The organism is Cyanobium sp. Cruz-8D1 (assembly GCF_024345975.1).
GTDB lineage: Bacteria > Cyanobacteriota > Cyanobacteriia > PCC-6307 > Cyanobiaceae > Cyanobium.
In genome coordinates, this window is the sequence record NZ_JAGQCD010000016.1 from 38,650 (window position 1) to 63,288 (window position 24,639).

The following is a 24,639-nucleotide window of genomic DNA, read 5'->3' on the forward strand; positions in this document are numbered from 1 at the left end:
TCACGCTTCCGTTCGCTCGCCAATGTCCCGTCTCTCCAGCCTGCCCACCGCCCTGCAGCAGGCGATCCGCCAGGGGCGCGCGCTGAAGGTGATCGCCGGGCTGGACAACTTTGAGGCGGCCCGGGTGCAGCAGGTGGTCAGGGCCGCCGCCGCCGGTGGCGCCGACCTGGTGGATCTGGCCTGTGAGCCGGGCCTGGTGCGCCTGGCCCGCGAGCTGGCACCCCAGCTGCCGATCTGTGTTTCGGCGGTGGATCCGGCCCTGTTCCCGCCAGCCGTGGACGCCGGCGCGGCCATGGTGGAAATCGGCAACTACGACAGCTTCTATCCCCAGGGCCGCGTCTTCGGTGCTGACGAGGTGCTGGCGCTGACCCGCCGCAGCCGCGAGCTGCTGCCCGAAACCGTGCTCTCGGTCACCGTGCCCCACACCCTTCCCCTCGATGCGCAGGAACGGCTGGCGGTGGAACTGGTGGCTGCGGGCGCCGATCTGATCCAGACCGAGGGGGGAACCAGCGCCCGTCCCCTGAGTGCCGGCGCCCTGGGGCTGATCGAAAAGGCAGCCCCCACCCTGGCGGCCGCCCATGCCATCAGCCGGGCGGTGGCCGTGCCGGTGCTGTGTGCCTCCGGTCTGTCGGCCGTCACGGTGCCGATGGCCCTGGCCGCCGGAGCCGCCGGCGTCGGTGTGGGCTCCGCCGTCAATCGCCTCGACGACCAACTCGCCATGGTGGCGGTGGTGCGTGCCCTGCGGGAAGCGATGCCGATGGCGGCGGTGGTTCAAAGCGAACGGCCTTAGTAAGCTGAAAGGGTTGCGGCACCGCTTCCCATGGGCTCGTTGACCTGGCTCCTGCAATGGCCGATCCGGGCCCTGATTCTGCTGCTGGTGGCGCGACTGCCCGTGGGGGTGGAGCTGGCGAGTTTCAGCGCCGCCCTGCTGTCGGCCATCATCATCGCCCTGCTGGGCACCCTGCTGGTCGTCCCCCTGAAGCTGCTGCTGGGGCCGATCTGGTTCGTCTCTTCCTTCGGGGGGCTGATCAGCCCGGTGTCGTTCCTGTTCAACTGGCTGATCACGATCATCCTGTTCAGCCTGGCCGCCTGGCTGATCAAGGGGTTCCGCCTGCACAACGGTCTGATCAGCGCCATCCTCGGGGCGTTGGCCTACAGCGTCCTGAGCAGCGTGGTGCTGGGCTGGATGGGTCTGGACGTGCCGCTCACCAGGGCGATGGCCGCGGTCTCCGGGGTGGGTTGATCGGTTATCCCCGCCGAGCCGTTCCCCGGGGGTGAACGCCAGAATGGCCTGATGCTTTTCCAGCTTCACGCCCCCTACGTCCCCAAGGGTGACCAACCCACCGCCATCGAAGCGATGGTGAAGGGCGTTGATGGAGGCGAGCGCTTCCAGACCCTGTTGGGGGCCACCGGCACCGGCAAGACCTTCTCGATCGCCAACGTGATCGCCCGCACGGGGCGTCCCACCCTGGTGCTGGCCCACAACAAAACCCTGGCGGCCCAGCTTTGCAACGAGTTGCGGGAATTCTTCCCCAACAATGCCGTTGAATATTTCATCTCCTATTACGACTACTACCAGCCCGAGGCCTACGTCCCCACCTCGGACACCTACATCGCCAAGACCGCCTCGATCAACGAGGAGATCGACATGCTGCGGCACTCGGCCACCCGGTCGCTGTTCGAGCGGCGCGATGTGATCGTGGTGGCCTCGATCAGCTGCATCTACGGCCTCGGCATCCCCTCGGAGTACCTCAAGGCCGCCGTCAAGTTCGAGGTGGGCGACAAGCTCGATCTGCGCCATTCGCTCCGGGACCTGGTCAACAACCAGTACTCCCGCAACGACATTGAGATCAGCCGCGGCCGCTTCCGGGTGCGGGGCGATGTGCTGGAGATCGGACCCGCCTATGAAGACCGGCTGGTGCGGATCGAGCTGTTCGGCGATGAGGTGGAGGCAATCCGCTATGTGGATCCCACCACCGGCGAAATCCTCCAGAGCCTGGAGGCGATCAACATCTACCCGGCCAAGCACTTCGTGACGCCGAAGGAGCGGCTGAAGGGTGCGATCCAGGCGATCCGCTCTGAGCTGCGCGAACGCCTGGATCTGCTCAACGGCCAGGGGCGGCTGCTGGAGGCCCAGCGCCTGGAGCAGCGCACCACCTACGACCTGGAGATGCTGGAGCAGGTGGGCTACTGCAACGGGGTCGAGAACTACGCCCGTCACCTGTCGGGCCGGGAGGCCGGTACCCCGCCCGAATGCCTGATCGACTATTTCCCCGACGACTGGCTGCTGGTGGTGGATGAGAGCCACGTGACCTGCTCCCAGCTACAGGCCATGTACAACGGCGATCAGAGCCGCAAGCAGGTGCTGATCGAGCATGGCTTCCGCCTGCCCAGCGCCGCCGACAACCGGCCCCTCAAGGGGGACGAGTTCTGGACCAAGGCGCGGCAGACCATCTTCGTGTCGGCCACCCCCGGCGCCTGGGAGCTGGCCCAGAGCAAGGAGCAGGTGGTACAGCAGGTGATCCGCCCCACCGGCGTGCTCGATCCGATCGTGGAGGTGCGCCCCTCCGAGGGCCAGATCGATGACCTGCTCGGGGAGATCCGGGTGCGGGCCGATCGCCAGGAGCGGGTGCTGGTCACCACCCTCACCAAGCGGATGGCGGAGGACCTCACCGATTACCTGGCTGAGAACGGGGTGCGGGTGCGTTATCTGCACTCGGAGATCCATTCGATCGAACGGATCGAGATCATCCAGGACCTGCGCAATGGCGCCTACGACGTGCTCGTGGGGGTGAACCTGCTGCGGGAGGGCCTTGATTTGCCCGAGGTGTCCCTGGTGGCGATCCTCGACGCCGACAAGGAGGGCTTCCTGCGGGCGGAACGCTCCTTGATCCAGACCATCGGTCGGGCGGCGCGCCACATCGATGGGGTGGCGCTCCTCTATGCCGACAACCTCACCGATTCGATGGCCAGGGCCATCTCCGAGACCGAACGGCGTCGGGTGATCCAGCATGCCTACAACGAACGCCATGGCATCACCCCCACGCCGGCCGGCAAGCGGGCGGGCAACGCGATCCTCACCTCGCTTGAGCAGTCACGCCGACTCAACGACGACCAACCTGAGGCGGCGACCGAACAGGCCGAGCCGTACCAGGTGCCTCTCGATGCGCTGCCCGAGCTGATCACCCAGCTGGAGGAGAAGATGAAGGCGGCGGCGAAGGGCCTGGAGTTCGAGGAGGCCGCCAACCTGCGCGATCGCATCAAGAAGCTGCGCCACAAGCTGGTGGGTCGGCCAGCGGCCTAGAGCGCGCGCCGATCCAGCGCTTCGGCCAGGCGGTTGGCGGCGGCGGCCAGTTCGGCCTGGGGGTCGGGCCCGGCATCGAGGGCCTTGGCCTCCTCCTGGCGACGCATCCCTTCGATCGCCCGCACGATCAGGAACACCACAAAGGCGATCACCAGGAAGTTGATCAGGGCCACGACCACCGTGCCGGCGGGCCAGGCGCTGATCGAATCGACCCGCGCGGCCTTCAGGGCCGGCTCCAGTGCGTTGGTCATCACCAGACTGACGATGGCATCGACCACCTTGGCGAAAGCGGAGCCGATCACCACGGCCACCGCCAGATCGACCACATTGCCCTTGTTGATGAAATCCTTGAAGTCGCTCAGGAAGGATGACGCGCCGCGCCGGGCCATGGGAATCATTCGTGAAGACTGACCTTTCCTACCCCATGGCCGTGGGCCAGTCTGTTCAATCGGTTCGAGACGAAGCAGTTGGCCATCGCCGGCGCCATCGGTGAGCGCAGACAGGGAACCGTCCGGTCCCTGGCGCACGTCCCTCACCCTGGCGCCGGCGAAGAGATCACCCCGCCAGCCCGGGTAGCGATCACCGTTGTAGACGGCCAGGCCGGAGGGGGCGATGGCGGGGCCGAAGGACTCACGACTGTGGGTCACCGTCGGCCAGCCGTTGTTCTCCCCGGCTTCGATCCGGTTGAGCGCGTCGCCGCCTTTGGCGCCGTGTTCGCTGGCCCAGATCCGGCCGCCCTGGCGATCGATGGCCAGCCCCTGGATGTTGCGGTGCCCCTGGCGGGGCTGCCGGCTTTGCGCTGCGGCACCGCGAACAGCACCTGCAGCTCGCTGAGGCCACGTCCAGCAGGCCCCCCTGGCCGGCGGCCAGCACCTCGGGCACACCACGGATCGGTTCGGCCTGCAGCACACCGCCCCGCACCAGACGCAATCGGCCCGGCCGCCAGCCCGTTCAGGATCGGGGAACGGCGACGGGCCATGGTGTGGGGGAGATCTCCAGCAGAACCAGGTCGCGCAGGTCGTGGAGCAGGGCCAGCTCGGTGCTGCTGAGCTGGCGCGGCCGGGTGTCGATCAGGCAGAGGGTGCCCAGGCAGGTCCCATCGTCGAGGATCAGGGGCGAGCCCGCGTAGAAGCGGATGCGCGGCTCCCGCAGCACCAGCGGATTGTCCGCGAAGCGGTCATCGAGCCAGGTGTCCGCCACCAGCAGATCCGACTTCTGGGCGACCGCATGGGCGCAGAAGGCCAGATCACGGGAGGTCTGGCCGGTGGCCAGACCGTGGCACGACTTGAACCATTGCCGCTCCGCATCGATCAGGCTGATCAGGGCGATGGGCACATCAAAGGCGGCGGCGGCGATCCGGGTCAGACGGTCGAAGCGTTCCTCCCGCTCCGTGTCCAGCAGGCCCAGTTCCCCCAGGCGTCGCAGGCGCCGCCGCTCGTCGCCCGGTGGCCGGGCCCGCTGCCAGCGGCAGGGGCTGCCCAGGCTCCAGGCCCGAAGCCTGGCGCGCAGGAAGCTCTCGGAGATGGGCCGCACCAGCCACTCGTTGACCAGGGGATCGTCCCGCCGGCCCAGGTCCTCCTCGGCGGCCAGCATCAGGATGGGGGTGTCGGCCACCGCCGAGCCCAGGGACTCCCGCAGGCGGCGGAGCAGACCGGGGCCTTCTGCTGCTGGTGCCGGCTCCAACAGCAGCAGCGAGGCCCCCTGGCGCTCGAAGGCCTGCATCAGCTCCGCTTCCGTGCGGGCCACCCGGCAGGGCAGGTCCTCCAGGCGCAGGGCCGTGGTGAGGGCGGCCTCCAGATCCCTGTCCGCCACCCACACCAGGGCCGGAGGGCCGCTGGGCGTCTCCACCTGGCTTGCGCCCCCGCCAGCCTCCGGGTTGGCGCCGGCGCCCGGGGTGGGGGAGGTGCGCAGCACCAGTCCCTCCGAGGCCGCCATCACCTCCAGGGGGGAACCCCGATCGGCCAGATCGGCACGCACCCGGGCCAGGATCAGGTCGATGGCCGCATCGTTGCGCAGGGGATCGTGGTGGGTGAGCGCCAGCCGGGCCACCCCAGCCTGCTCGCAGATCCGCACGGCATATTCCACCGAGCTGTGGCCCCAGCCGAGCTTGGCCGGGAACTCCAGGGCCGTGTATTGGGCGTCGTGGATCACCAGGTCGGCCCCCTCGATGAACTCCGCGTAGTGCAGGTCCTGGCCGGACACCGGGCCGAGGCCGCTGGCCAGCTCGGCGGTGTGGGGTTCGTGGTCGCAGCAGTAGACGACCGTGGCCCCATCGGCCTGGAGCCGGTAGGCCAGGGTGAGGGCGGGATGGTTGAGGTGATGGGTCGTCACCGTCACGTCCCCGAGGCGGAAGGTGCCTTCGCTCAGGTCGTGGTAGCGGATCGTGGCCGCGAACTGGTCGAGGGTGACCGGGAAGTAGGCGTGCTGCATCTGGCCGGAGAGCACGCTGCGCAGGCTGCCCGAGAGGCCGCTGGGTCCGTAGACGTCCCAGGAGTGGCCGGGGGCGAAAAAGGGGGCGAAGAAGGGAAAGCCCTGGATGTGGTCCCAGTGGGTGTGGCTGATCAGCAGCGACCCCTCCATGCCGTCGGGGCGCTCCTGCATCAGGGCCTGGCCGAGGTCGTGGGCGCCGGTGCCGCAGTCGATCACCAGCAGGGTGCCGGCGTCGGAGCGGACCTCCACACAGGAGGTGTTGCCGCCGAAACGGAAGGTGTCGGGGCCGGGTTTGGCGATCGAACCGCGGGTTCCCCAGAACCGGACCAACATGCCGCCACCCTGGTGCCGGCTCAACCCTAGGAAGGGCAGGTGCTTTCAGTTGCGGGTGCTTCCGTTCCCTCGGCGGCGTGGCGGGTGGTGCCGCCGAGGCCGAAGGCCTGGTGCACCGCCTGCAGGGCCCGCACCCCATCGGCCTCCGCCACCACGCAACTGGTGCGGATCTCGCTGGTGGCGATCAGGGAGATGTTGATGCCCGCCTCGGCCAGGGAACGGAACATCCGTGCCGCTGTGCCGGCGGTGCAGGCCATCCCGGCACCCACGGCGCTGACCCTGGCGATGGCCGGGCCCTCCTCGAAGCAGGCGCCGTCCCACTGCCGCAGGACCGGGGCCAGGGCCCGCTCGGCCCCCGGCCGGTCGTCGCGGCGCAGGGTGAAGCTCATGTCCCGGCGCCGGTCCTCGGGGCCGCCGTGGGTGCGCTCCGACTGCACGATGGCGTCCAGACTGATGCCCGCATCGGCCAGGGCCCGGCAGATGGCCGCGGCGGCCCCCGGCCGATCGGACACCCGGCGCACCGACACCTGCACCTGGTCGCGGTCGAGGGCCACCCCCCGCACCGCCGGATCGCCCAGGTGGCAGGGGGGTGGATCGTGGCGCAGCTGCTGGTCGGCCAGCTCGAACGCCTCCCCGGCGGCCCGCAGGGCCCGGGCCCCCAGCGGGCCCTCCACCACGCAGCTCACCTTCACCTCGCTGGTGGCGATCAGGCGCAGGTTGATGCCGAGGCGGGCCATGGTGTCGAACAGGCGGGCTGCCACCCCCGGCCGGCCCAGGATCCCGGCGCCGGCGATGCTCAGCTTGGCCATGCCGGCTTCGGCCGTGAGCCGGGCGCCATCGGCCCCCATGGCGGCCAGCACCTCCTGGCAGACCCGCCGGGCCGGTTCCATTTCCGACGCCGCCAGGGTGAAGGCGATGTCGTTGCTGGTGCCCTCGTGGGTGGCCTGCACGATCAGGTCCACGTTCAGCCCGGCGGCGCCGAGGGCCTCGAACAGGGTGGCGGCCACTCCCGGCCTGTCGGGCACATGGGAGAGGGCCAGCACCGCCTGGTCTGTCTCGAGTTCGGCGCCATCCACGGGCCGGCCCAGCTCCAGCCCTTCGCTACCGATCGGGCGGGCCGGACCACTGGTGAGGCGGGTGCCGGGGGCCTGGCTCCAGCTGGAGCGCACCGTCAGGGGCACCCCGTAGTTGCGGGCGATCTCCACGGCCCGGGGGTGGAGCACCGCGGCCCCGAGGCTGGCCAGTTCCAGCATCTCGTCGCAGCTGACACTGGCCATCAGCTGGGCATCGCTCACCTTGCGGGGATCGGTGGTCAGCACCCCGGGCACGTCGGTGTAGATCTCGCAGCCGTCGGCGCCGAGGGCGGCCGCCAGTGCCACCGCCGAGGTGTCGGAGCCGCCCCGGCCCAGGGTGGTGATCTCCGGGGTGCCGGCGTGGCCGCTGCTGGTGCCCTGGAAGCCGGCCACCACCACCACGTAGCCGTCCTCCAACAGGCGGCGCAGCCGTTCGGTGCGCACCTCGAGGATGCGGGCCCGGCCATGGGCTGATTCGGTGATGATCCCCGCCTGGGTGCCAGTCATCGAGACGGCGGGGACGCCTTCGGTGTGCAGGGCCATCGACAGCAGGGCGATCGACACCTGCTCACCCGTGGCCAGCAGCATGTCCATCTCCCGCCGCGGCGGGTCGCTGCAGAGGCTGGCGGCCATGCCGGTGAGCTGGTCGGTGGTGTGGCCCATGGCCGAGACCACGATCACCAGTTCGTGGCCCTCCTCGCGGCTGGCGGCGATGCGGCGGGCCACCGCCCGGATCCGCTCGGTGTCAGCCACCGACGTCCCCCCGAACTTCTGTATCAGCAGGCCCATGGGCTCGTCGCCGGCGCGTCGGGCTCGATTATCGACGCGGGGCGTTGCCGGGCTGGGCCAGGGCGGCCAGCAGGAAGCCGTCCCGGAAGGCATCGCCGGGGTCGGCGCCGCGCTTGAGGGCGGCCTCCACGTCGAGCAGGCGGCGCAGCAGGGCCAGCAGCTGCTCGGGGCTGCGGCCGCGGATCTGTTTGCGCATCACGTAGATCCGCTTGGGATTGCCGATCCCCGCGGCTTTGGCGATCACGGCCACGTCCTGCTCGCCGCTGCGCTCCAGCAGGCACACCCAGAGCCAGCCCCGGATCTGACTGGCCAGGGCCGCCACGATGCGCAGGGCCGGTTCGTTGGCCTCCAGCAGCGCTTCCACAAGGGCGATCGCCTCGGCGGGGCGCTGGGCCAGCAGGGCATCCCCCACGGCCAGGCTGCTGGTGACCTGGCCGCCGATCAGGGCGGCCACCGCCTCGGCTGTGATGGGGCCCGCGGCGCTGCCGGTGTGCAGCGCCAGCTTCTCCAGCTCACTGGCCAGCCGCAGACCGTCGCTGCCGATCGCTTCGGCCAGGGCTTCGGCCGCCGCCGGGGCCAGGGCCAGGCCCCGCTCCCGGGCGGCGCTCTCCACCCGCTCGATCTGGCCGGCCCCGTCCCAGATCGGCGGCAGGGTGAAGGACCGCTCCTCCGCCACGGCCCGCAGTCGCTTGGTGGTGCGCAGCCGGGCGTCGGGCTTGCCCTCGCTCACCAGGAACAGGTGGCCATCGGCGGGGATGAGCTCGAGGGCGGCCTCCAGCTGGGCGGCCAGCTCCGCCGGACAGGCCTGGCAGAAGGGACTGCGCTGCAGCACCACCACCCGGGCCCCGGCGCCGAAGGGGGCCGTTCGGGCCTCCTCCAGGGCTTGGGCCGCCTGGCCGGGATCGCCGCCATCGAGGCGGCTGAGGTTGATCGTGGCCCAGGCCGGATCCACCAGGGCCTCGATCTGGGCCGCCAGGGCCCGCTGGCGGGCGGCTTCATCGTCGCCCCAGTAGAGGTGAATCGGCATCAGGGCAGGGGTGGCGCCGGCAGGGGCAGGGCGGCGAGCAGGCGGGGGTCCCGGCTGATCATCGCCGTGGCGCCCCCCTGCAGGGCCGAGGCCAGCTCCAGGGCCACGTCGGGTGCCACCGCGGCGTGGAGGCCTGGCCGTTGCAGGCGCGCCGCCGCCAGGGCGACCTGGGGCGTGAGACTCACCAGGGTCCAGGCCGTCGGGTCGCTGAACACCGCTTCGTAGCGGGCCGCCAGGGCTTCGTCCCCCAGGCGCAGGGGCCCTTCCATCAGCGTCATCAAGGTGGCCATGCTGAGCACGCCGCGCCAGCGCCCGGCCGCGATCGCGGCGATCAGGGGCTCCGAGTGGCGGCTGGAGGCGTCGCCGCGCAGGTAGGGAATCAGCACCGTGGCGTCGACGGCCACAGCCGAGCCGAGGGACTGGCCGGTGCTGCTCTCCAGGGGCTGGACCGGCCAGGGTTGGCTCGGCGGGAGCGGATCCGGCCAGCAGGCGCGGCCGCTGCCCCTGAGGGCGATCAAGGCCTGCCGCTGGGGACGATGGCGCCGCCAGAGCGGCACCAGGGCCGCCACAGGGTGACCGTGGCGCGAGATCAGCGTCTCCTCGCCCCCATGGGCCCGATCGAGCAGCTCCGGAAAGCGCTTCCTGGCCTCCAGGACGCCGAGGGTGTCCTGGGGTGCGCAGGCGAAAATTTATTCTGTACACAATGTACAGGTTTTGATCTGGCTCGGCAGAGGCCCCCGCTCACCCGGAGCACGGCCAGGGTGCATCCCGTAGCCTCGCCCTTTCCGCCCCGGTGGCCATCACCGCGCCGGCGGGGCAGCTCGGAGCGCCGCAGGCGATGGACAGCCAGGCGATCAACAGATCTGAGGCTTGCCTCGATCACCCGATCTTTCGGGAGAGCGTGCGGCGCATCCGCGCCTGGCTGGGGCCCACCGGCCTGGAGGGGGTGGAGCGGGAGCTGCTGGAACGCCTGGTGCACAGCAGCGGCGATCTGGCCCTGGCGCCGGATCTGCGCCTTGGCCCGGGGGCCTGCGCCTCCGGCCTCAAAGCCCTGGCGGCCGGCGCGCCGATCCTCACCGACACGGCGATGGCCGCGGCGGCCGTGGCGCCCATGGCCCGGCGCACCTTCGCCAACCCGGTCCATTCGGTGCTGGCCTGGGCGCCGGCCGCCGCTCCCGCCGGTGGCACCCGGGCGGCGGCGGGCATGGAGCGGGCGCTGCTGGAGCACCCGGGGGCGGTGGTGCTGGTGGGCAGCGCCCCCACGGCCCTGGAGCGGCTGTTGGAGCTGGTCGAGGCCGGAACCATCGCCGCCCCGGCCCTGGTGATCGGCATGCCGGTGGGGTTCGTGGGGGTGGCCGAGAGCAAGCGCCACCTGGCGGCCAGCGATCTGGTGCAGATCAGGCTGGAGGGCAGCAAGGGCGGCGCCGGATTGGTGGGTGCCGCCGCCAATGCCTTGTTGCGCCGGGCCTGGCTGGATCAGGCGGCTCAGGATCAGGCAGTCGAGGATCAGGCGGCCCTGGATCCCCCATGAAGGCCCACCGCCACGTGGCTGTTGGCCTCGATCCGGCCCAGCACCTGGCGGGCCCGCAGCACCACCGAGGCAGGAACGCCCGCCAGGCGTGCGGCCTCAATGCCGTAGCTGCGGCTGGCGCCGCCCCGGCAGACCCGGTGCAGGAAGACCAGGTCGTTGCCGGTTTCCTCCACCAGCACCTGGGCATTGCCGACGTTGGGCAGCAGCTCGGCGAGCTCGTTGAGCTCGTGGTAATGGGTGGCGAAGATGGTGCGGGCGCCGATGCCGTCGGCCAGGTGCTCGGCGACGGCCCAGGCGATCGAGAGGCCATCGAAGGTGGCCGTGCCCCGGCCGATCTCGTCGAGCAGCACCAGGGAGCGGGGGCTGGCGTGGTGAAGGATGTTGGCCGTTTCGGCCATCTCCACCATGAAGGTGGACTGGCCGCTGGCCAGGTCGTCGACGGCCCCCACCCGGGTGAAGATGCGGTCGGCGATGCCGAGGCGGGCGGAGCGCGCCGGGATCCAGCTGCCGATCTGGGCCATCAGCTGAAGCAGGCCGCTCTGGCGCAGATAGCAGCTCTTGCCACTGGCATTCGGCCCGGTGAGCACGATCAGATCTGGTGCCGGTGCTCCGTCAGCCTCCGGAGACCCCAGCTGCAGGTCGTTGGGGGTGAAGGACGCGTCGACCAGCAGCTGCTCCACCACCGGATGGCGCCCCGCCTCGATCACCAGCTCGCGCCCCTCGCTGAGCTCGGGCCGGCAGTAGCCAGAGGTGGCCGCCACCTCCGCCAGGGAGGCCAGGGCATCGAGTTCCGCCACCCGCCGGGCGGCCGCCCGCACGGGCCCTGCCGCTTCCCCCACGCTGCGGCGCAGCTCGCAGAACAGGTCGTACTCCCGCTGGCAGGTGCGGGCCCGCAGCTGCAGGATCCGGCCTTCGCGGCCCTTGAGCTCGGGGGTGACGAAGCGTTCCTCGTTGGCCAGGGTCTGGCGGCGGATCCAATGGTCCGGAACAGCGGCGGCCCGGGCCCGGCTCACCGCCAGGAAGTAGCCGAAGCTGCGGTGGTACTGGAGGCGCAGGTTGGGGTTGCCGCTGGCCCGGCGCTCGATCGCCTCCTGCCGGGAGAGCCAGGCCTCCTGGTCGTCGAGCTGGTTGCGCAGGCCGTCGAGCACCGGATCGACCCCGTCGTGGAGCAGCCCGCCCTCGCTCAGCGACAGGGGCGGCGTCTCCACCAGGTGGTGACGCACCTGTTCGGCCAGGGCGGCCAGCTCGGGCCAGGGACCCTTGAGGACCACCAGGGGGGCGCTGCGGCAGGAGGCCACCAGGGCCGCCAGGCGGGGCAGGCGCTCGAGGCCATCGGCGAGGGCCACCAGGTCGCGGGCGGAGGCACTGCCGGCGCCGGCCCGACCCGCCAGGCGCTCCAGATCCCCCATGGGCCGCAGCAGCCGGCGCAGAGCCAGCCGCAGGGGCCGCTGCTCCACCAGCTCGCTCACCGCCTCCTGGCGCTCCAGGATCGCGGCGCGGTCCACCAGGGGGGCCTCGATCCAGCGCCGCAGGCAGCGGCCGCCCATGGCGGTGGTGGTGCGGTCGAGGGCCCAGAGCAGGGAGCCCTGCAGGGAGCCGCCTAGCTGGGTGCGGGTGAGTTCCAGGTTGCGGCGGGTCTGGGCGTCGAGCACCAGCTGGTCGCCGGCGTGCCAGAGCCGGGGCCTTTCCAGCGGGATGGCCGCGGGTTCGGCCTGGGTGGTGTCCAGGTAGGCCAGCAGGCCCCCGGCGGCCCGCAGCGCCAGGGGGGCTTCCCCCAGCCCCAGGCCATCAAGGCTGGCCAGCCGGAAACGGCGGCGCAGCAGGGCGGCGGCTTCGGTGGTTTCGAAGGGCGTGCGGGCCAGGGGGGTGAGCCGCAGGCCCTCGGGGCACCAGGCGGGGGTGTCCCCCTGGCCGGGCCAGACCACCTCGGCGGGCTCCAGCTGCAGCAGCTCCTGGTGCAGGCTGCCGCTGCCGTCCCGTTCGGTCAGCCGGAATTCGCCGGTGCTGACATCGGCGACGGCCAGGCCCCAGCGACCGGCGTGGCTGCCGTCGCCGTCGAGCACCACGGCGCAGAGCCAGTTGTTGCGGCGGGCCGCCAGCATCCCCTCCTCCAGCACCGTGCCGGGGGTCAGCACCCGGGTGATGCCGCGGCGCAGCAGGGCCCCCTTGGCGGGGGTGGCCTCCAGCTGGTCGCAGAGGGCGACGCTGAGGCCGCGGCGCACCAGGTCGGCGCAGTAGCGCTCGGCGGCGTGGTGGGGGATGCCCGCCATCGGCACCCGGCCCAGGGCCTTGCCGGCGTCCTTGCCGGTGAGGGTGAGCTCCAGCAGACGCGAGAGCAGGATCGCGTCCTCGAAGAAGAACTCGAAGAAGTCGCCGAGGCGATAGAGCAGTACCCGGTCCGGATGGGCCGCCTTCAGCTCCACGTAGTGCCGCAGCACCGGGGTGAGCGCCGCCGGATCCACCAGGGAATGGTGGTGCCAGCGGGGCAGGTCGTCGTCGGGCTCCGGGCTCTCGCTCTTGGCCGGCTCCGGCTCTGGAGCCACTGGCCGCCGCCGCCGCGCACGCGGCCTGGCGCTGGCATCGGCAAGCAGCGTCTGCTCATCAAAGCCGACTTCGGGCTCCGGCGCCGGCGCCACGTCACCCCCAAACAAGTCGCCCTGCAGGCTGGCGTCGTCGCTGAGCGGGAGCTGCTGCTGCACTTCCCTGGCCATGGGCCCGCCGCCTGGAGCGCCCCGATCGTAGGGGGCCTGCCGGGGAGACCCTCACGAGGCTGGCGGAGGAGGCCCGGATGCTGCTCAACTGGGTCGTGAGCTTCTGCGTGGTCTGATCCCTTGACGGTTTTCGAAGGTCGCTTCACCGATGTCGCCGGTCTGCGGATCGGCCTGGTGATCGCCCGCTTCAACGATCTGGTGACCGGCAAGCTGCTGAGCGGCTGCCTTGATTCCCTTTCCCGCCACGGCATTGATGTGGGCCCCGAGAGCAGCCAGCTCGACGTGGCCTGGGTGCCGGGCAGCTTCGAGATTCCCCTGGTGGCCCAGCGGCTGGCCGCCAGCGGCCGCTACCAGGTGGTGATCACCCTGGGGGCGGTGATCCGCGGCGACACCCCCCACTTCGATGTGGTCGTGGCCGAGGTGAGCAAGGGGGTGGCCGCCGTGGCCCGCGACACCGGCGTGCCGGTGATCTTCGGGGTGCTCACCACCGACACCCTGCAGCAGGCCCTGGAGCGGGCCGGCATCAAAAGCAACCTGGGCTGGAGCTACGGCCTCCAGGCCCTGGAGATGGGCAGCCTGATGGCGGCGCTAGCCAAGCAACAGCCATGAACCGCAAGGGACTCATCCTGGCGGGGGGTAGCGGCACGCGCCTGGCCCCCCTCACCACCGCCGTCAGCAAGCAGCTGGTGCCGGTGTACGACAAGCCGATGATCTACTACCCGCTCAGCACCCTGATGTTGGCGGGGATCCGCGAGGTGCTGGTGATCACCACCCCCACCGACCGGGCCGCCTTCGAGCGGCTGCTGGGGGACGGGTCGGCCTGGGGCATGGAGATCCGCTATGCGGTGCAGCCCAGCCCCGATGGCCTGGCCCAGGCGTTCCTGATCGGCGCCGATTTCCTCGACGGAGCCCCGGCGGCCCTGGTGCTGGGCGACAACCTGTTCCATGGCCACGACCTGATCCCCCAGCTGCAGGGAGCCAACGGCGAGCGGCCGGGGGCGACGGTGTTCGCCTATCCGGTGAGTGACCCGGAGCGCTACGGGGTGGTGGAGTTCAGCGGCGACGGCCGGGTGCTGAGCATCGAAGAGAAGCCGGCCCAGCCGCGTAGCCGCTACGCCGTGACGGGCCTGTACTTCTACGACCACACGGTGGTGGAGCGGGCCCGCCAGGTGCGTCCTTCGCCACGGGGGGAGCTCGAGATCACCGACCTCAACCAGCTCTACCTCGATGAGGGCCTGCTGCGGGTGGAGCTGATGGGCCGCGGCATGGCCTGGCTGGACACGGGCACCCCCGACTCCCTGCACGAGGCGGCCAGCTACATCCGCACCCTGGAGAAACGTCAGGGCCTCAAGGTGGGCTGCCCCGAGGAGGTGGCCTGGCGTCTGGGCTGGATCGACCACGGCCAGCTGGAGCGGCTGGCCCTGCCCCTGAAGAAATCCGGCTACGGCGACTACCTGCTGCGTCTGCTGCAGGAGGCCGCCAGCGACCACCTGGCCCTGGAGCCCCAACGATGAACGTGCAGTTCCTGGCCATCGAAGGCCCCCTGCTGCTCACCCCGGCCGTCTACGCCGATGAGAGGGGCTGGTTCAGCGAGAGCTGGAACCGGCGCCGCTTCGCCGATGCCCTCGGGGGGGAGGACGCCGACGCCCCCGAGTTCGTGCAGGACAACCACTCCCGCTCCGTGCAGGGGGTGCTGCGGGGCCTGCATTTCCAGCGGGCGCCGCACCCCCAGGGCAAGCTCGTGCGCTGCACGCTCGGGGAGGTGTTCGATGTGGCCGTCGACCTGCGCCAGGACTCCCCCACCCTGGGGAAGTGGGTGGGCGAACGGCTCAGCGCCGAGAACCAGCACCAGCTGTGGGTGCCGGTGGGCTTCGCCCATGGCTTCCTGACCCTGAGCCCGGTGGCCGAGGTGCAGTACAAGACCGCCGGCTACTGGAGCCGGGAGTGCGAGCGCTCCCTGGCCTGGAACGACCCGGCGATCGGCATCGACTGGCCCCTGCAGGAGCTCCCGGCTCCCCACCAGCCCCTGCTGGCCCCCAAGGACGCCGCGGCCCCTGGTCTGGGGGCCCTGGCGGCGGCCGGGGATCTGTTCGGCCCCCACAACGTGTGACGGATGGCTCCAGCGGCAGGCCAGCGGCCCGCTCTGCATGGCAGGATCCCTGTCGCTGCCTGATCCGGCCTCGAGCCTTGCTTCCCCATGCAGATCCTCAACACTCTCACCGTTCTGGCCCTGGTGGTGATGTCCTTCGCCCTGATCGTGGCGGTGCCGGTGCTCTACGCGAGCACCGAGGACAGCGGCCGCTCCAACCGCCTGATCCTGATCGGCGGTGCCGCCTGGGTGGCCCTGGTGCTGGTGAACTGGGGCATGAGCCTGCTGGTGGTCTGAGCGGCGTGTAAGGCCTGGTCCGCTTCAGCATCACTGCGTAAATGACCTGAATGGCTGTTCGCCATCCATGGGACTTAAAAGCAGAACCGTTGTAACCGGACAGCGCTGCTTTATCAGAGCCGGTGATGCCAGCCCAGAGGTCAGGCTGATGCAGGAATGGGAAGTTGTTGGCAAGTAAGACCCAAGGTGCCAAACAGGGCAAGTCCCAGCTGCCACCTGCGGACTTTCCGGGCGCTTCCGCCTGGTACCCATGACCATGCGTATTCAGCTCCCCTCTCCCATTTGACCAAGGGACCCCCCATGGGGCATGCTCAACAGGCCGGAGTGATTCGGCCAGGCCAAACCCAGCGCCGTCATCGGCAAAAGTGCTGGCCCCGTCAACTGCGGATGTAGCTCAGTGGTAGAGCATCTCCTTGCCAAGGAGAGGGTCGAGAGTTCGAATCTCTTCATCCGCTTGTCTGTTTCAGCATCAGCCGCTGGCCGTCCACCCGGCTGAAGCCCAGCCGTTCGTAGAAGCCCTCTCCCTTGGTGGTCATCAGGTAGACCCGTTCGGCGGCGGCCACGGGCGGGCTGGCCAGCAGTTCCTCGACGATCCGCCGGCCCAGTCCCCGGCCCTGGTGCTCCTCGGCCACCACCACGTCCCAGAGCACGGCGCGGAACACCCCGTCGCTGGTGGCGCGCCCGAATCCCACCAGCTCTCTCCCCTGCCAGGCGCTCACCACCACCTGGCTGCCGCTGAGCATCCGCCCCAGTTGGGATCGCTGCCGGCCGGTGGCCCAGAAGCTGTGGCCGTCGAGCAGGCCGCCCAGGGCCGCCAGCCGCCAGCGCAGGCGCAGGCACAGGCCGCCGTGGCGGACCAGCCGGACCGGGGCTGCGCTGGGGACTGGGGGCCTGGGGGGGGCGCTGCTCAACGGGCCGGGGTGGCGGGCATTCGCTGCAAATCCTGCTCGTTGGCCGGTGCCAGGCCGGTGCTGCCGCCGCGGTCCGTGGCCCCCCAGGTGCGGATCCCCGACGCACCAGACGCCGAGAACCCTTGCAGCAGCACGTTTCTTGGCTCTCGGCCAAGGTTTTGCGATGGTAGGGTAGGCAACTACGGACAGGCTTTCTCCATGCTCAAGCTGCTGCTGGGTGATCCCAATGCCCGCAAGCTGAAGCGCTACCAGCCGCTGGTGTCCGACATCAACCTGCTGGAAGAGGAGATCGAGCCCCTCAGCGACGAGGAGCTGCGGGGTCTGACGGCCGAGTTCCGCCAGAAGCTGGAGAAGCCCGAGACGGCCGCGCGGCGCAAGGCCCTGCTCGACGAACTGCTGCCCCAGGCCTTTGCGGTGGTGCGGGAGGCGGGCAAGCGGGTGCTGGGCATGCGCCACTTCGATGTGCAGCTGATCGGCGGCATGGTGCTGCACAACGCCCAGATCGCCGAGATGAAGACCGGCGAGGGCAAGACCCTGGTGGCCACCCTGCCGGCCTACCTCAATGCCCTCACAGGCCGTGGGGTCCACGTGGTGACGGTGAACGACTACCTCGCCCGCCGCGATGCCGAGTGGATGGGCCAGATCCACCGCTTCCTGGGGCTGAGCGTTGGCCTGATCCAGCAGGACATGAGCCCCCCAGAGCGGCGCCGCAACTACGCCTGCGACATCACCTACGCCACCAACTCCGAACTGGGCTTCGATTACCTGCGCGACAACATGGCGAGCGACATCGCTGAGGTGGTGCAGCGCGAATTTCAGTACTGCATCATCGACGAGGTGGATTCGATCCTCGTCGACGAGGCCCGCACCCCCCTGATCATCTCTGGGCAGATCGAGCGGCCCCAGGAAAAGTACATGCAGGCGGCTCGGATCGCCGGCGAGCTCGTGCGTGCCGCCGAGATGGGCAAGGACGGCATCGATCCCGAGGGCGACTACGAAGTCGACGAGAAACAGCGCAACGTCACCCTCACCGACGAGGGCTACCAGAAGGCGGAGCAGCTGCTCGGCGTCCTGGACCTCTTCAACCCCCAGGACCCCTGGGCCCACTTCATCAACAACGCCCTCAAGGCCAAGGAGCTGTTCGTCAAGGACGTCAACTACATCGTGCGCGACGCCGACGCGGTGATCGTCGACGAGTTCACCGGACGGGTGATGCCCGGTCGCCGCTGGAGCGACGGCCTGCACCAGGCGATCGAGGCGAAGGAAGCCCTCCCGATCCAGCCCGAGACCCAGACCCTGGCCAGCATCACCTACCAGAACTTCTTCCTGCTCTACCCCCGGCTGGCCGGCATGACCGGCACCGCCAAGACCGAGGAAGTGGAGTTCGAGAAGACCTACAAGCTGGAGGTGGCCGTGGTGCCCACCAACCGGAAACGTTCCCGCGCCGACTGGCCGGATCAGGTCTACAAGACCGAAACGGCGAAATGGCAGGCCGTGGCCGCCGAGACCGCCCAAGTGCACCAGTCCGGCCGTCCGGTGCTGGTGGGCACCACGAGCGTGGAGAAGTCGGAGCTGCTCTCGACCCTGCTGCAGGAGCAGGCGATCCCCCACAACCTGCTCAACGCCAAACCGGAGAACGTCGAGCGGGAGGCCGAGATCGTCGCCCAGGCGGGCCGGGCCGGCGCCGTCACTATCGCCACCAACATGGCCGGCCGGGGCACCGACATCATCCTGGGCGGCAACAGCGACTACATGGCCCGCCTCAAGCTGCGGGAGGTGCTGCTGCCCCGGCTGGTGCGCCCCGAGGAGGGCCACCGTCCCCCTGTGCCCCTGCAGCGTTCCACCGAAGCGCCGGCCGGCTTCGGTGGCGCCGTGGCGCCGAGCTCCAGACCGGCCAGCGAGGCGCGGGCCATCGGCAACCTCTATCCCTGCAGCCTCTCCGCTGACACCGAGACGGCCCTCGCCAGCCTCTCCCGTGAGCTGGTGGCGGCCTGGGGTGATCGCACCCTGACCGTGCTCGAACTCGAGGACCGCATCGCCCAGGCGGCGGAGAAGGCCCCCACCGACGATCCCCAGATCCAGCGCTTGCGGGAGCTGATCGCCCAGGTGCGCGGCGAGTACGACGGGGTGGTCAAGCAGGAGGAGGGCCAGGTCCGCAGCGCCGGAGGCCTGCATGTGATCGGCACTGAGCGCCACGAGTCGCGCCGTGTCGACAACCAGCTGCGGGGTCGGGCCGGCCGCCAGGGCGACCCGGGCAGCACCCGCTTCTTCCTCTCCCTTGAAGACAACCTGCTGCGCATCTTCGGTGGCGACCGGGTGGCGGGCCTGATGAACGCCTTCCGGGTGGAGGAGGACATGCCAATCGAATCGGGCATGCTGACGCGCTCCCTTGAGGGGGCCCAGAAGAAGGTGGAGACGTACTACTACGACATGCGCAAGCAGGTGTTCGAGTATGACGAGGTGATGAACAACCAGCGCAAGGCGGTGTACACCGAGCGACGTCGGGTGCTGGAGGGCCGGGAGCTCAAGCAGCAGGTGATCGGCTATGGCGAGCGCACCATCGACGACATCGTCGAGGCCTATGTGAATCCTGATCTGCCGCCTGAGGAGTGGGATCTCACCCGTCTGGTGGAGAAGGTCAAGGAGTTCATCTACCTGCTGGAGGATCTCTCCCCCGACCAGGTGGGTGGTCTCTCGATGGAGGAACTCAAGGCTTTCCTGCAGGAGCAGATGCGCAATGCCTATGACATCAAGGAGGGCCAGATCGAACAGATGCGCCCCGGCCTGATGCGGGAAGCGGAGCGCTTCTTCATCCTCCAGCAGATCGACACCCTCTGGCGTGAACATCTGCAGGCCATGGAAGCCCTGCGGGAGTCGGTGGGCCTGCGGGGGTATGGCCAGAAAGATCCCCTGATCGAATACAAGAACGAGGGGTACGACATGTTCCTGGAGATGATGACCCAGATGCGCCGCAACGTGATCTACTCGATGTTCATGTTCCAGCCCCAGGTGCCGCAGGCGGTGACGGCCTGAGGGGGGTCTCCTCCCCATTCGCGGTTTCGCCCAGGAATTCCAGGATCTCCCGATCGCGCAGGTTCTGGGCGTTGCCACTGCAGGGCTCCTGCAGCGGCCTGCCGGCGGCCACTTCCTTCAGGCAGGCCTGCAGCCGGTTGACGTCGTTCTCGAGGCTGTCGATCCGCTCCATCAGGTTGCGGATCACCGATGCCTCCGCATCCGGCAGGGCGGAGTGGGCCAGGGGATCGATGCGAGCCCCCGCCTGGTGGATCACCCGGCCGGGAATGCCCACCACGGTGCTGTCGGCCCCCACGTTGCGCAGCAGCACTGAACCGGCACCGATGCGGGTGTTGATGCCCACGGTGATGGCCCCCAGCACCTTCGCTCCCGCCCCCACCACGACGTTGTCCATCAAGGTGGGGTGACGCTTGCCGTGCTCCTTGCCCGTGCCGCCGAGCGTCACCCCCTGGTAGAGGAGGCAGTTGTCGCCGATGACGCTGGTCTCGCCGATCACCACGCCCATGCCGTGGTCGATGAACACCCCGCGGCCGATCCTGGCCCCGGGGTGGATCTCCACCCCGGTGAGCAGGCGCCCCAGTTGGCTCAGCATCCGCGGCAGCAGGGGCAGCCCCAGCCGCCACAGGCGGTGGCTGAGGCGGTGCAGCTCCAGGGCGTGGAAGCCCGGGTAGCAGAGCAGGATCTCCAGGGTGCCCCTGGCCGCCGGATCCCGCTGCCGGATGATGGCCAGGTCGGCCCTGAGTGCATCGAGCATGGTGGGATCCTTCAGGTGCCCGGTTCGGGGGAGCGCACGTCGGTGCTTGTGAAGTCATCCCCCTTGCAGAGCAGCGGCATGTTCAGGGCCCTGGCCAGTCCGTAGCTGAAGCAATCGCCCAGATTCAGGCCAGCCTGGTGCCCCTTGCCGAACTCGCGCCAGCCCCTGAGCGCCCACAGCAGATGGCTCTGATCAAAGGGCAGCACCTTAATGTCCAGGGCCTGGCAGAGGGAGTCGACGGCCTCGCTGGAGGCGCCGAAGCGGCTTCCTTCGGCCACCAGGGAGGCTTCCAGCTTCGTTGCCGCTGACATCAGCAGCATCGGGGCCTCCGCCATCAGCACGGACAGAGCCTCGGCCTCCTCTTCCTTGAACAGAACCGCCAGAAAGGCTGAGGTGTCGATGACCATGGGGGATGGGGTCATTCAGATCGGCAGGCCACGGTCGTCATAGAGGCTGTTCTGCAGGTCGCGGGAGGAACGCGGATCCTTGATGGGCAGCTCCGAGAAGCGTGCCTGGATCTGACGGATGGCTTCCAGTCTGGTGGAGCGAACGTTGTCAGGCCCGGGCGCCGTTGTTCTGGTGAGCTCCGCCTCCAGGGCCTGGCGAACGGCCTCCGTCACGCTGGTGCCCCGGCGCGCGGCCAGGTCCTTGGCCATGGCATGGACCCTGGGGTCCTTGATGTTCATGCCCATGGGCCTGCATGGTAGAAACCTCAGCTATTCTACCCGCCAGCCTCGGCTCGCCCTCAGGCTGCGAGGAGTCCGATCTCCTTGCGCAACTGGTCAATGGTGGCGGCGCCAAGGTAGCTCTGGGCACAGTGCACCATCGGCAGGCGCATCAGCTGGGCGCGGTTCTGGCGCAGGGTCTGCTCCACCAGGGGCAGGCTGGGCTTGTCGCAGATCACGTGGCTGGAGGCCCGCAGCAACGCCAGCAGGCGGCTGCTGGTGTCGGGATTGGCCGTCATCACCAGCAGTTCGTTGCCCCGCATGCTGTGCAGGATCACTTCGGCGGCCCGCAGGATCCCCGGGCTGATGCTCACCAGGCCCACGCAACTGCCGGGACGCAGCTCCTTGAGCATGCCCAGTTCGTGGCCGAAGTCGTTGAGGTCGACGGGCACGGCCCGCACCCCATGCACTTTGGCGATCTGCTCCACCTCCTGCAGGAAGTAGCGGCTGGTGACCACCGTGCCCTTGCTGGAGGTTTCCAGCACCGATTCGAGCTCTTCGATCGGCACCACCTCCACCGGCACCTCCAGGCTGGGTCTGAGTTCCTCGGCGATCAGGATCGAGGCGCCGATGTCCTCGCGGGAGGTGCTCACCAGCACCCGGGCGCCGCAGCGCAGCCGCCAGTCGATCTCGCGGGTGAGCAATTCGCGGGCCTGCTGCAGGGTGCAGCCGGCATTCAGCAGCCCATCAACGCTCTGGCGCACCTCCCGGTCGATGTCCGGCAGCGCCTTGCTGCGCAGCCCCGGCGGCGGCTTGATCTCGCGCGGGTTCTGCTGATCGCGCACATAGATCCCGGAGCCGGCCATGGCCTCCACCACGCCGTCGGTTTCGAGCTGGCGGTAGACCTTGCTGATCGTGTTGCGGTGCAGGCCGGTCTGCATGGCCAGCTGGCGTGTGCTCGGCAATCGGTGGCCCGGCGGGTAGTGCCGGGCGGCGATGGCGAAGCAGATCTGGTTGTACAGCTGGGTCGACGCCGGGATGTCGCTCTCCTGCTGAATGTGAAAACGCACGCCAGTGTGGCCAGGGGGTCTGGTCGCCACCCTAAGGAGCTTTGGGCCCCGTGACAATTCCCTCGTTGTCATACGACCATGTGCCGGTTGCCTTGTGCCGGTTTGTCCCACTCCGATACCTCCGCCTCCTGGTTGCCGCTCGAGCCCCGGCGGCCGGACCAGGTTCCGCTGCGTTGCTGGTGGGCCAGGCCCGTCGGCACACCGCCCCGGGGCGGCGTGCTGGTGCTGCCGGAGGTGTTTGGCCTCAACGGCTGGATCCGCAGCGTCAGCCAGCGGCTGGCCGAGGCGGGCTATGCGGCCCTGGCGGTGCCCCTCTATGCCCGCACGGCCCCTGAACTGGAGCTGGGTTATGGCCCAGGCGACCTGGCCCTGGGCCGCAGCCACAAGGAGCGCACCCGCACCGACCAGCTGCTGGCCGATGTGGGTCTCGCCGCCGATTGGCTGCAGCAGCAGCTGCCCGCGTCGGCCGCCGGCCTGGGCTGTGTGGGCTTCTGTTTCGGCGGCCACGTCGCCCTGCTGGCGGCCACCTTGCCCCAAGTGGTTGTCACGGTGGATTTCTACGGAGCCGGTGTGGCCACGGGCCGACCCGGCGGCGGTCCCGCCAGCCTGGAGCTGGTGCCGTCGATCGGTGGCACGCTGCTGTGCGTCTGCGGCGATGGCGATCCCCTCATCCCCCCGGCCGACGTGGCGGCGATCGAAACGGCCCTCGGCGCGGCCAACGCCGCCCGTGCCCTGGCCGACGTCCAGGCACCGCCCCACCGGCTGGTGCTGCTGGAAGGAGGCCACGGCTTCATGTGCTCGTCCCGGCCCGATCATCGCCCCGAGGCCGCGGAGCAGGGTTGGTCACTGCTGCTTGAGGCCTTCGTTCAGGTGCTGGGGGCACCAGAGAGCCAGGGGCAAGCCTGAGGGCTGGATCAGCCGGCTGCGGCGGCTGCCGTTTTGCCAGCCGCCTGTTTGCGCGGGCTCAGGAACATGATCATGTTGCGGCCTTCCCGCTTGGGGGGCTGCTGGATCTCGGCGTTCTCTTCGAGATCCTTGGCCATGCGATACAGCAGCTGTTCGGCCAGGGCCGTGTGCTGGATCTCCCGGCCCCGGAAGATCACGGTGCACTTCACCTTGTCGCCGGACTTGAGGAAGCGGACCGCCTGACCGATGCGCACCTGGTAGTCGTGCAGATCGATCTTGTAGCGCATCTTCACCTCCTTGACCTCGGTCTGGTGCGACTTCTTCTTGGCCTCCTTGGCCTTTTTCTCCTGCTCAAACTTGTATTTGCCGTAATCCATGATCCGGCAGACCGGCGGATCGGCCTTCTCGCTCACCAGGACCAGATCCAGCTCGCGGTCGCGGGCGACCTCGAGGGCCGCCTCTCTGGTGATGACTCCCAGTTGACTGCCGTCCGCATCCACCACACGCAGGTTGGGGTAGCTGATGCGGTCGTTGATGTTGGGCAGCTCCCGCACGGGAGCACGGCGATCAAAACGGGGACGGGGAGGCATTCACAGGGGCGGTTAGCTGTTCACCCTAAACCGCCCATGGCCGCCGCCACCGCCCGCTGAAGCACATCCGCCTCCGAAGCCGCTTCGGTGGCCGGATCCGTCAGCCAGAGCGGCTGGTGCTGGCCCCGGAACCAGGTGCGCTGGCGTTTGGCGTATTGCCGGGTGCGCCGTTCCGTCAGGGCGATGGCCGCATCCCGGTTCAGCTCGCCCCGCAGCAGCCGGGCGGCTTCGCCATAGCCGATCGTCTCCAGCAGCGGGCAGTCGGCGCCGAAGCGATCGATCAGCTGGGCCGTTTCCTGCACCAGCCCGCCGCCGTAGAGGGCGGCCGTGCGGCGCCCGATGCGCTGGGCCAGGTCGTCCGGATCCAGGCCCAGCTCCAGCACCCGCCAGGGGGGAGGGCACTGGCTCTGCTGGGCCGACAGGGGCCGCCCGGTGGCATAGAGCACCTCCAGGGCCCGGATGGTGCGCACCGCGTCGGCCGGGGCGATCCGCCCTGCGGCCCGTGGATCGCTCTGTAGCAGCAACCGGTGGCAGACGGCCTGGCCCAGGGCGGTGAACTGGGCCCGCAGGGCCGGCTGGGGCGGCACCGCCGGTGGCTGCAGGCCCGCCAGCAGGGCCTTCAGATACAGCCCACTGCCCCCCACCAGAAGGGCCACGCCCCGGCGCCGGTGTTCCGCCGCGATGGCGGCGCCCGCCAGGGCCGTGAACTCCTGCAGGGTGAGCGGCTGGTCGGGGTCGCTCAGATCCAGCAGTTCGTGGCGCACCCGGGCCCGTTGCTCGGGGGTGGGCTTGGCGGTGCCCACGTTCATGTGGCGGTACATCTGGCGGGAGTCCACCGACAGCACGGCCAGATCGAGGGCCTCAGCCAGCTCGATCGCCAGGGCGGTCTTGCCGCTGGCCGTCGGGCCGAGCAGGGCGATCACCAGGGGCAGATCGGCACCGGTTTCGGCTCCAGGGGGGGACGCCACGGGGGTCGGGAGCGGCGGCCGCAGGCCGGGCGCGGCAGGAAAGATCGGGCCATCCTGCCGGAGGCGGGATCGTGGGGTGATTGCACCCCTCGCACAAATCGGTTCCCAGAGGCGCCTCTGCGCCCCTCCGGGACGGCGATGGTAGATTGACCCTTGCG

The 24,639-nt window shown here is 69.8% G+C and carries 23 protein-coding genes, 1 tRNA gene and 1 pseudogene; 11 read left to right on the forward strand and 14 right to left on the reverse strand.

All coding sequences use genetic code 11. The features are described from left to right. The first annotated feature begins 22 nt into the window (after positions 1 to 22). Genes KBZ33_RS11215 through uvrB form a run of 3 tightly spaced genes read left to right on the forward strand, consistent with a single transcriptional unit; the run spans position 23 to position 3,304 of the window. Entirely contained in the window at positions 23 to 790 is a 768-nt protein-coding gene (locus KBZ33_RS11215; protein WP_254953076.1) for a DUF561 domain-containing protein, read from the forward strand. A 30-nt stretch (positions 791 to 820) separates the two neighbouring features. Then, positions 821 to 1,243 (forward strand): phage holin family protein, encoded by a 423-nt coding sequence (locus KBZ33_RS11220; RefSeq protein WP_254953075.1) that lies wholly within the window; start codon positions 821 to 823, stop codon positions 1,241 to 1,243. Positions 1,244 to 1,294: 51 nt separating this feature from the next. Further along, a complete protein-coding gene (gene uvrB, locus KBZ33_RS11225; RefSeq protein WP_254953073.1) occupies positions 1,295 to 3,304 on the forward strand; it encodes an excinuclease ABC subunit UvrB in 2,010 nt (669 codons plus the stop codon). Here the strand turns inward: uvrB and mscL are convergent. From mscL to KBZ33_RS11255, 6 genes and pseudogenes are all read right to left on the reverse strand, one after another. Further along, positions 3,301 to 3,702 carry a large conductance mechanosensitive channel protein MscL gene (gene mscL, locus KBZ33_RS11230; protein WP_396108394.1) on the reverse strand — a complete coding sequence of 134 codons (402 nt, stop codon included), beginning with the start codon at positions 3,700 to 3,702 and terminating at the stop codon, positions 3,301 to 3,303. The genes uvrB and mscL overlap by 4 nt on opposite strands. A 54-nt stretch (positions 3,703 to 3,756) precedes the next feature. Continuing rightward, a pseudogene (locus tag KBZ33_RS11235) lies at positions 3,757 to 4,080 on the reverse strand (PQQ-dependent sugar dehydrogenase); the annotation flags it as partial. Positions 4,081 to 4,255: 175 nt separating this feature from the next. Next, complete coding sequence (locus KBZ33_RS11240) at positions 4,256 to 6,067, reverse strand: MBL fold metallo-hydrolase (RefSeq protein WP_255011774.1); 1,812 nt, start codon at positions 6,065 to 6,067, stop codon at positions 4,256 to 4,258. A 26-nt stretch (positions 6,068 to 6,093) separates the two neighbouring features. Beyond that, positions 6,094 to 7,929, reverse strand: coding sequence for an aspartate kinase (locus KBZ33_RS11245; RefSeq protein ID WP_254953070.1), 1,836 nt, complete (start codon positions 7,927 to 7,929; stop codon positions 6,094 to 6,096). A 28-nt stretch (positions 7,930 to 7,957) separates the two neighbouring features. After that, positions 7,958 to 8,956, reverse strand: a complete 999-nt coding sequence (gene holA / locus KBZ33_RS11250; RefSeq protein ID WP_254953069.1) for a DNA polymerase III subunit delta — start codon at positions 8,954 to 8,956, stop codon at positions 7,958 to 7,960. Further along, on the reverse strand, positions 8,956 to 9,645 hold the full coding sequence (locus KBZ33_RS11255; RefSeq protein WP_254953139.1) for a type II toxin-antitoxin system prevent-host-death family antitoxin: 690 nt from the start codon (positions 9,643 to 9,645) through the stop codon (positions 8,956 to 8,958). Before KBZ33_RS11255 ends, holA begins: the two co-directional genes overlap by 1 nt. 149 nt (positions 9,646 to 9,794) lie before the next feature. On the opposite strand from KBZ33_RS11255, the gene KBZ33_RS11260 reads away from it, so the two are divergent. After that, positions 9,795 to 10,487 carry a precorrin-8X methylmutase gene (locus KBZ33_RS11260; RefSeq protein ID WP_254953137.1) on the forward strand — a complete coding sequence of 231 codons (693 nt, stop codon included), beginning with the start codon at positions 9,795 to 9,797 and terminating at the stop codon, positions 10,485 to 10,487. Here the strand turns inward: KBZ33_RS11260 and mutS are convergent. Then, the gene (mutS, locus tag KBZ33_RS11265; protein WP_254953068.1) at positions 10,463 to 13,198 is read right to left on the reverse strand and encodes a DNA mismatch repair protein MutS; all 2,736 of its coding nucleotides are present in this window, start codon (positions 13,196 to 13,198) and stop codon (positions 10,463 to 10,465) included. The genes KBZ33_RS11260 and mutS overlap by 25 nt on opposite strands. A gap of 120 nt (positions 13,199 to 13,318) precedes the next feature. Here mutS and ribH point away from each other — a divergent pair, with 120 nt between their 5' ends. The 5 genes from ribH to KBZ33_RS11290 all read left to right on the forward strand — a co-directional run bounded on the left by ribH (position 13,319) and on the right by KBZ33_RS11290 (position 16,039). Next, positions 13,319 to 13,807 (forward strand): 6,7-dimethyl-8-ribityllumazine synthase, encoded by a 489-nt coding sequence (ribH, locus tag KBZ33_RS11270; protein WP_254953067.1) that lies wholly within the window; start codon positions 13,319 to 13,321, stop codon positions 13,805 to 13,807. Continuing rightward, positions 13,804 to 14,712, forward strand: coding sequence for a glucose-1-phosphate thymidylyltransferase RfbA (gene rfbA, locus KBZ33_RS11275; protein WP_254953066.1), 909 nt, complete (start codon positions 13,804 to 13,806; stop codon positions 14,710 to 14,712). Before ribH ends, rfbA begins: the two co-directional genes overlap by 4 nt. Further along, positions 14,709 to 15,308 carry a dTDP-4-dehydrorhamnose 3,5-epimerase gene (gene rfbC / locus KBZ33_RS11280; RefSeq protein WP_254953065.1) on the forward strand — a complete coding sequence of 200 codons (600 nt, stop codon included), beginning with the start codon at positions 14,709 to 14,711 and terminating at the stop codon, positions 15,306 to 15,308. The genes rfbA and rfbC overlap by 4 nt, the downstream gene beginning before the upstream one ends. An 87-nt stretch (positions 15,309 to 15,395) precedes the next feature. Beyond that, positions 15,396 to 15,584, forward strand: coding sequence for a photosystem II reaction center protein PsbZ (gene psbZ / locus KBZ33_RS11285; RefSeq protein ID WP_094584244.1), 189 nt, complete (start codon positions 15,396 to 15,398; stop codon positions 15,582 to 15,584). A gap of 383 nt (positions 15,585 to 15,967) precedes the next feature. Beyond that, positions 15,968 to 16,039: transfer RNA gene (locus tag KBZ33_RS11290), tRNA-Gly, on the forward strand. On the opposite strand, the gene KBZ33_RS11295 is transcribed toward KBZ33_RS11290, so the two are convergent. Further along, complete coding sequence (locus KBZ33_RS11295; RefSeq protein ID WP_254953064.1) at positions 16,031 to 16,495, reverse strand: GNAT family N-acetyltransferase; 465 nt, start codon at positions 16,493 to 16,495, stop codon at positions 16,031 to 16,033. The two genes, KBZ33_RS11290 and KBZ33_RS11295, sit on opposite strands and share 9 nt — an antisense overlap. A gap of 198 nt (positions 16,496 to 16,693) precedes the next feature. Here KBZ33_RS11295 and secA point away from each other — a divergent pair, with 198 nt between their 5' ends. Next, on the forward strand, positions 16,694 to 19,528 hold the full coding sequence (gene secA, locus KBZ33_RS11300; RefSeq protein WP_254953063.1) for a preprotein translocase subunit SecA: 2,835 nt from the start codon (positions 16,694 to 16,696) through the stop codon (positions 19,526 to 19,528). On the opposite strand, the gene cysE is transcribed toward secA, so the two are convergent. From cysE to KBZ33_RS11320, 4 genes are read right to left on the reverse strand one after another with little or no spacing between them, the layout of a single operon-like run. After that, the gene (gene cysE, locus KBZ33_RS11305) at positions 19,488 to 20,282 is read right to left on the reverse strand and encodes a serine O-acetyltransferase (RefSeq protein ID WP_254953061.1); all 795 of its coding nucleotides are present in this window, start codon (positions 20,280 to 20,282) and stop codon (positions 19,488 to 19,490) included. The genes secA and cysE overlap by 41 nt on opposite strands. 11 nt (positions 20,283 to 20,293) lie before the next feature. Beyond that, a complete protein-coding gene (locus tag KBZ33_RS11310) occupies positions 20,294 to 20,704 on the reverse strand; it encodes a type II toxin-antitoxin system VapC family toxin (protein WP_254953060.1) in 411 nt (136 codons plus the stop codon). Next, positions 20,705 to 20,968, reverse strand: coding sequence for a type II toxin-antitoxin system VapB family antitoxin (locus KBZ33_RS11315; protein WP_255011775.1), 264 nt, complete (start codon positions 20,966 to 20,968; stop codon positions 20,705 to 20,707). A gap of 59 nt (positions 20,969 to 21,027) precedes the next feature. Continuing rightward, a complete protein-coding gene (locus tag KBZ33_RS11320; RefSeq protein ID WP_254953058.1) occupies positions 21,028 to 22,017 on the reverse strand; it encodes a GntR family transcriptional regulator in 990 nt (329 codons plus the stop codon). Positions 22,018 to 22,119: 102 nt separating this feature from the next. On the opposite strand from KBZ33_RS11320, the gene KBZ33_RS11325 reads away from it, so the two are divergent. Beyond that, on the forward strand, positions 22,120 to 22,923 hold the full coding sequence (locus KBZ33_RS11325; protein WP_254953057.1) for a dienelactone hydrolase family protein: 804 nt from the start codon (positions 22,120 to 22,122) through the stop codon (positions 22,921 to 22,923). 8 nt (positions 22,924 to 22,931) lie between these two features. Here the strand turns inward: KBZ33_RS11325 and infC are convergent, their stop codons facing one another. Then, positions 22,932 to 23,513 carry a translation initiation factor IF-3 gene (gene infC / locus KBZ33_RS11330; protein ID WP_261362394.1) on the reverse strand — a complete coding sequence of 194 codons (582 nt, stop codon included), beginning with the start codon at positions 23,511 to 23,513 and terminating at the stop codon, positions 22,932 to 22,934. Positions 23,514 to 23,533: 20 nt separating this feature from the next. Further along, positions 23,534 to 24,481, reverse strand: coding sequence for a tRNA (adenosine(37)-N6)-dimethylallyltransferase MiaA (miaA, locus tag KBZ33_RS11335; RefSeq protein ID WP_254953056.1), 948 nt, complete (start codon positions 24,479 to 24,481; stop codon positions 23,534 to 23,536). Positions 24,482 to 24,639: the final 158 nt, after the last annotated feature.

What these genes read in the sequence shown, in the direction of transcription:
- KBZ33_RS11215 (WP_254953076.1), top strand. Translation starts at nt 23, where the DNA reads ATGTCCCGTCTCTCCAGCCTGCCCACCGCCCTGCAGCAGGCGATCCGC.
- KBZ33_RS11220 (WP_254953075.1), top strand. Translation starts at nt 821, where the DNA reads ATGGGCTCGTTGACCTGGCTCCTGCAATGGCCGATCCGGGCCCTGATT.
- uvrB (WP_254953073.1), top strand. Translation starts at nt 1,295, where the DNA reads ATGCTTTTCCAGCTTCACGCCCCCTACGTCCCCAAGGGTGACCAACCC.
- mscL (WP_396108394.1), bottom strand. Translation starts at nt 3,702, where the DNA reads ATGATTCCCATGGCCCGGCGCGGCGCGTCATCCTTCCTGAGCGACTTC.
- KBZ33_RS11240 (WP_255011774.1), bottom strand. Translation starts at nt 6,067, where the DNA reads ATGTTGGTCCGGTTCTGGGGAACCCGCGGTTCGATCGCCAAACCCGGC.
- KBZ33_RS11245 (WP_254953070.1), bottom strand. Translation starts at nt 7,929, where the DNA reads ATGGGCCTGCTGATACAGAAGTTCGGGGGGACGTCGGTGGCTGACACC.
- holA (WP_254953069.1), bottom strand. Translation starts at nt 8,956, where the DNA reads ATGCCGATTCACCTCTACTGGGGCGACGATGAAGCCGCCCGCCAGCGG.
- KBZ33_RS11260 (WP_254953137.1), top strand. Translation starts at nt 9,795, where the DNA reads ATGGACAGCCAGGCGATCAACAGATCTGAGGCTTGCCTCGATCACCCG.
- mutS (WP_254953068.1), bottom strand. Translation starts at nt 13,198, where the DNA reads ATGGCCAGGGAAGTGCAGCAGCAGCTCCCGCTCAGCGACGACGCCAGC.
- rfbA (WP_254953066.1), top strand. Translation starts at nt 13,804, where the DNA reads ATGAACCGCAAGGGACTCATCCTGGCGGGGGGTAGCGGCACGCGCCTG.
- rfbC (WP_254953065.1), top strand. Translation starts at nt 14,709, where the DNA reads ATGAACGTGCAGTTCCTGGCCATCGAAGGCCCCCTGCTGCTCACCCCG.
- psbZ (WP_094584244.1), top strand. Translation starts at nt 15,396, where the DNA reads ATGCAGATCCTCAACACTCTCACCGTTCTGGCCCTGGTGGTGATGTCC.
- secA (WP_254953063.1), top strand. Translation starts at nt 16,694, where the DNA reads ATGCTCAAGCTGCTGCTGGGTGATCCCAATGCCCGCAAGCTGAAGCGC.
- cysE (WP_254953061.1), bottom strand. Translation starts at nt 20,282, where the DNA reads ATGCTCGATGCACTCAGGGCCGACCTGGCCATCATCCGGCAGCGGGAT.
- KBZ33_RS11310 (WP_254953060.1), bottom strand. Translation starts at nt 20,704, where the DNA reads ATGACCCCATCCCCCATGGTCATCGACACCTCAGCCTTTCTGGCGGTT.
- KBZ33_RS11315 (WP_255011775.1), bottom strand. Translation starts at nt 20,968, where the DNA reads ATGAACATCAAGGACCCCAGGGTCCATGCCATGGCCAAGGACCTGGCC.
- infC (WP_261362394.1), bottom strand. Translation starts at nt 23,513, where the DNA reads ATGCCTCCCCGTCCCCGTTTTGATCGCCGTGCTCCCGTGCGGGAGCTG.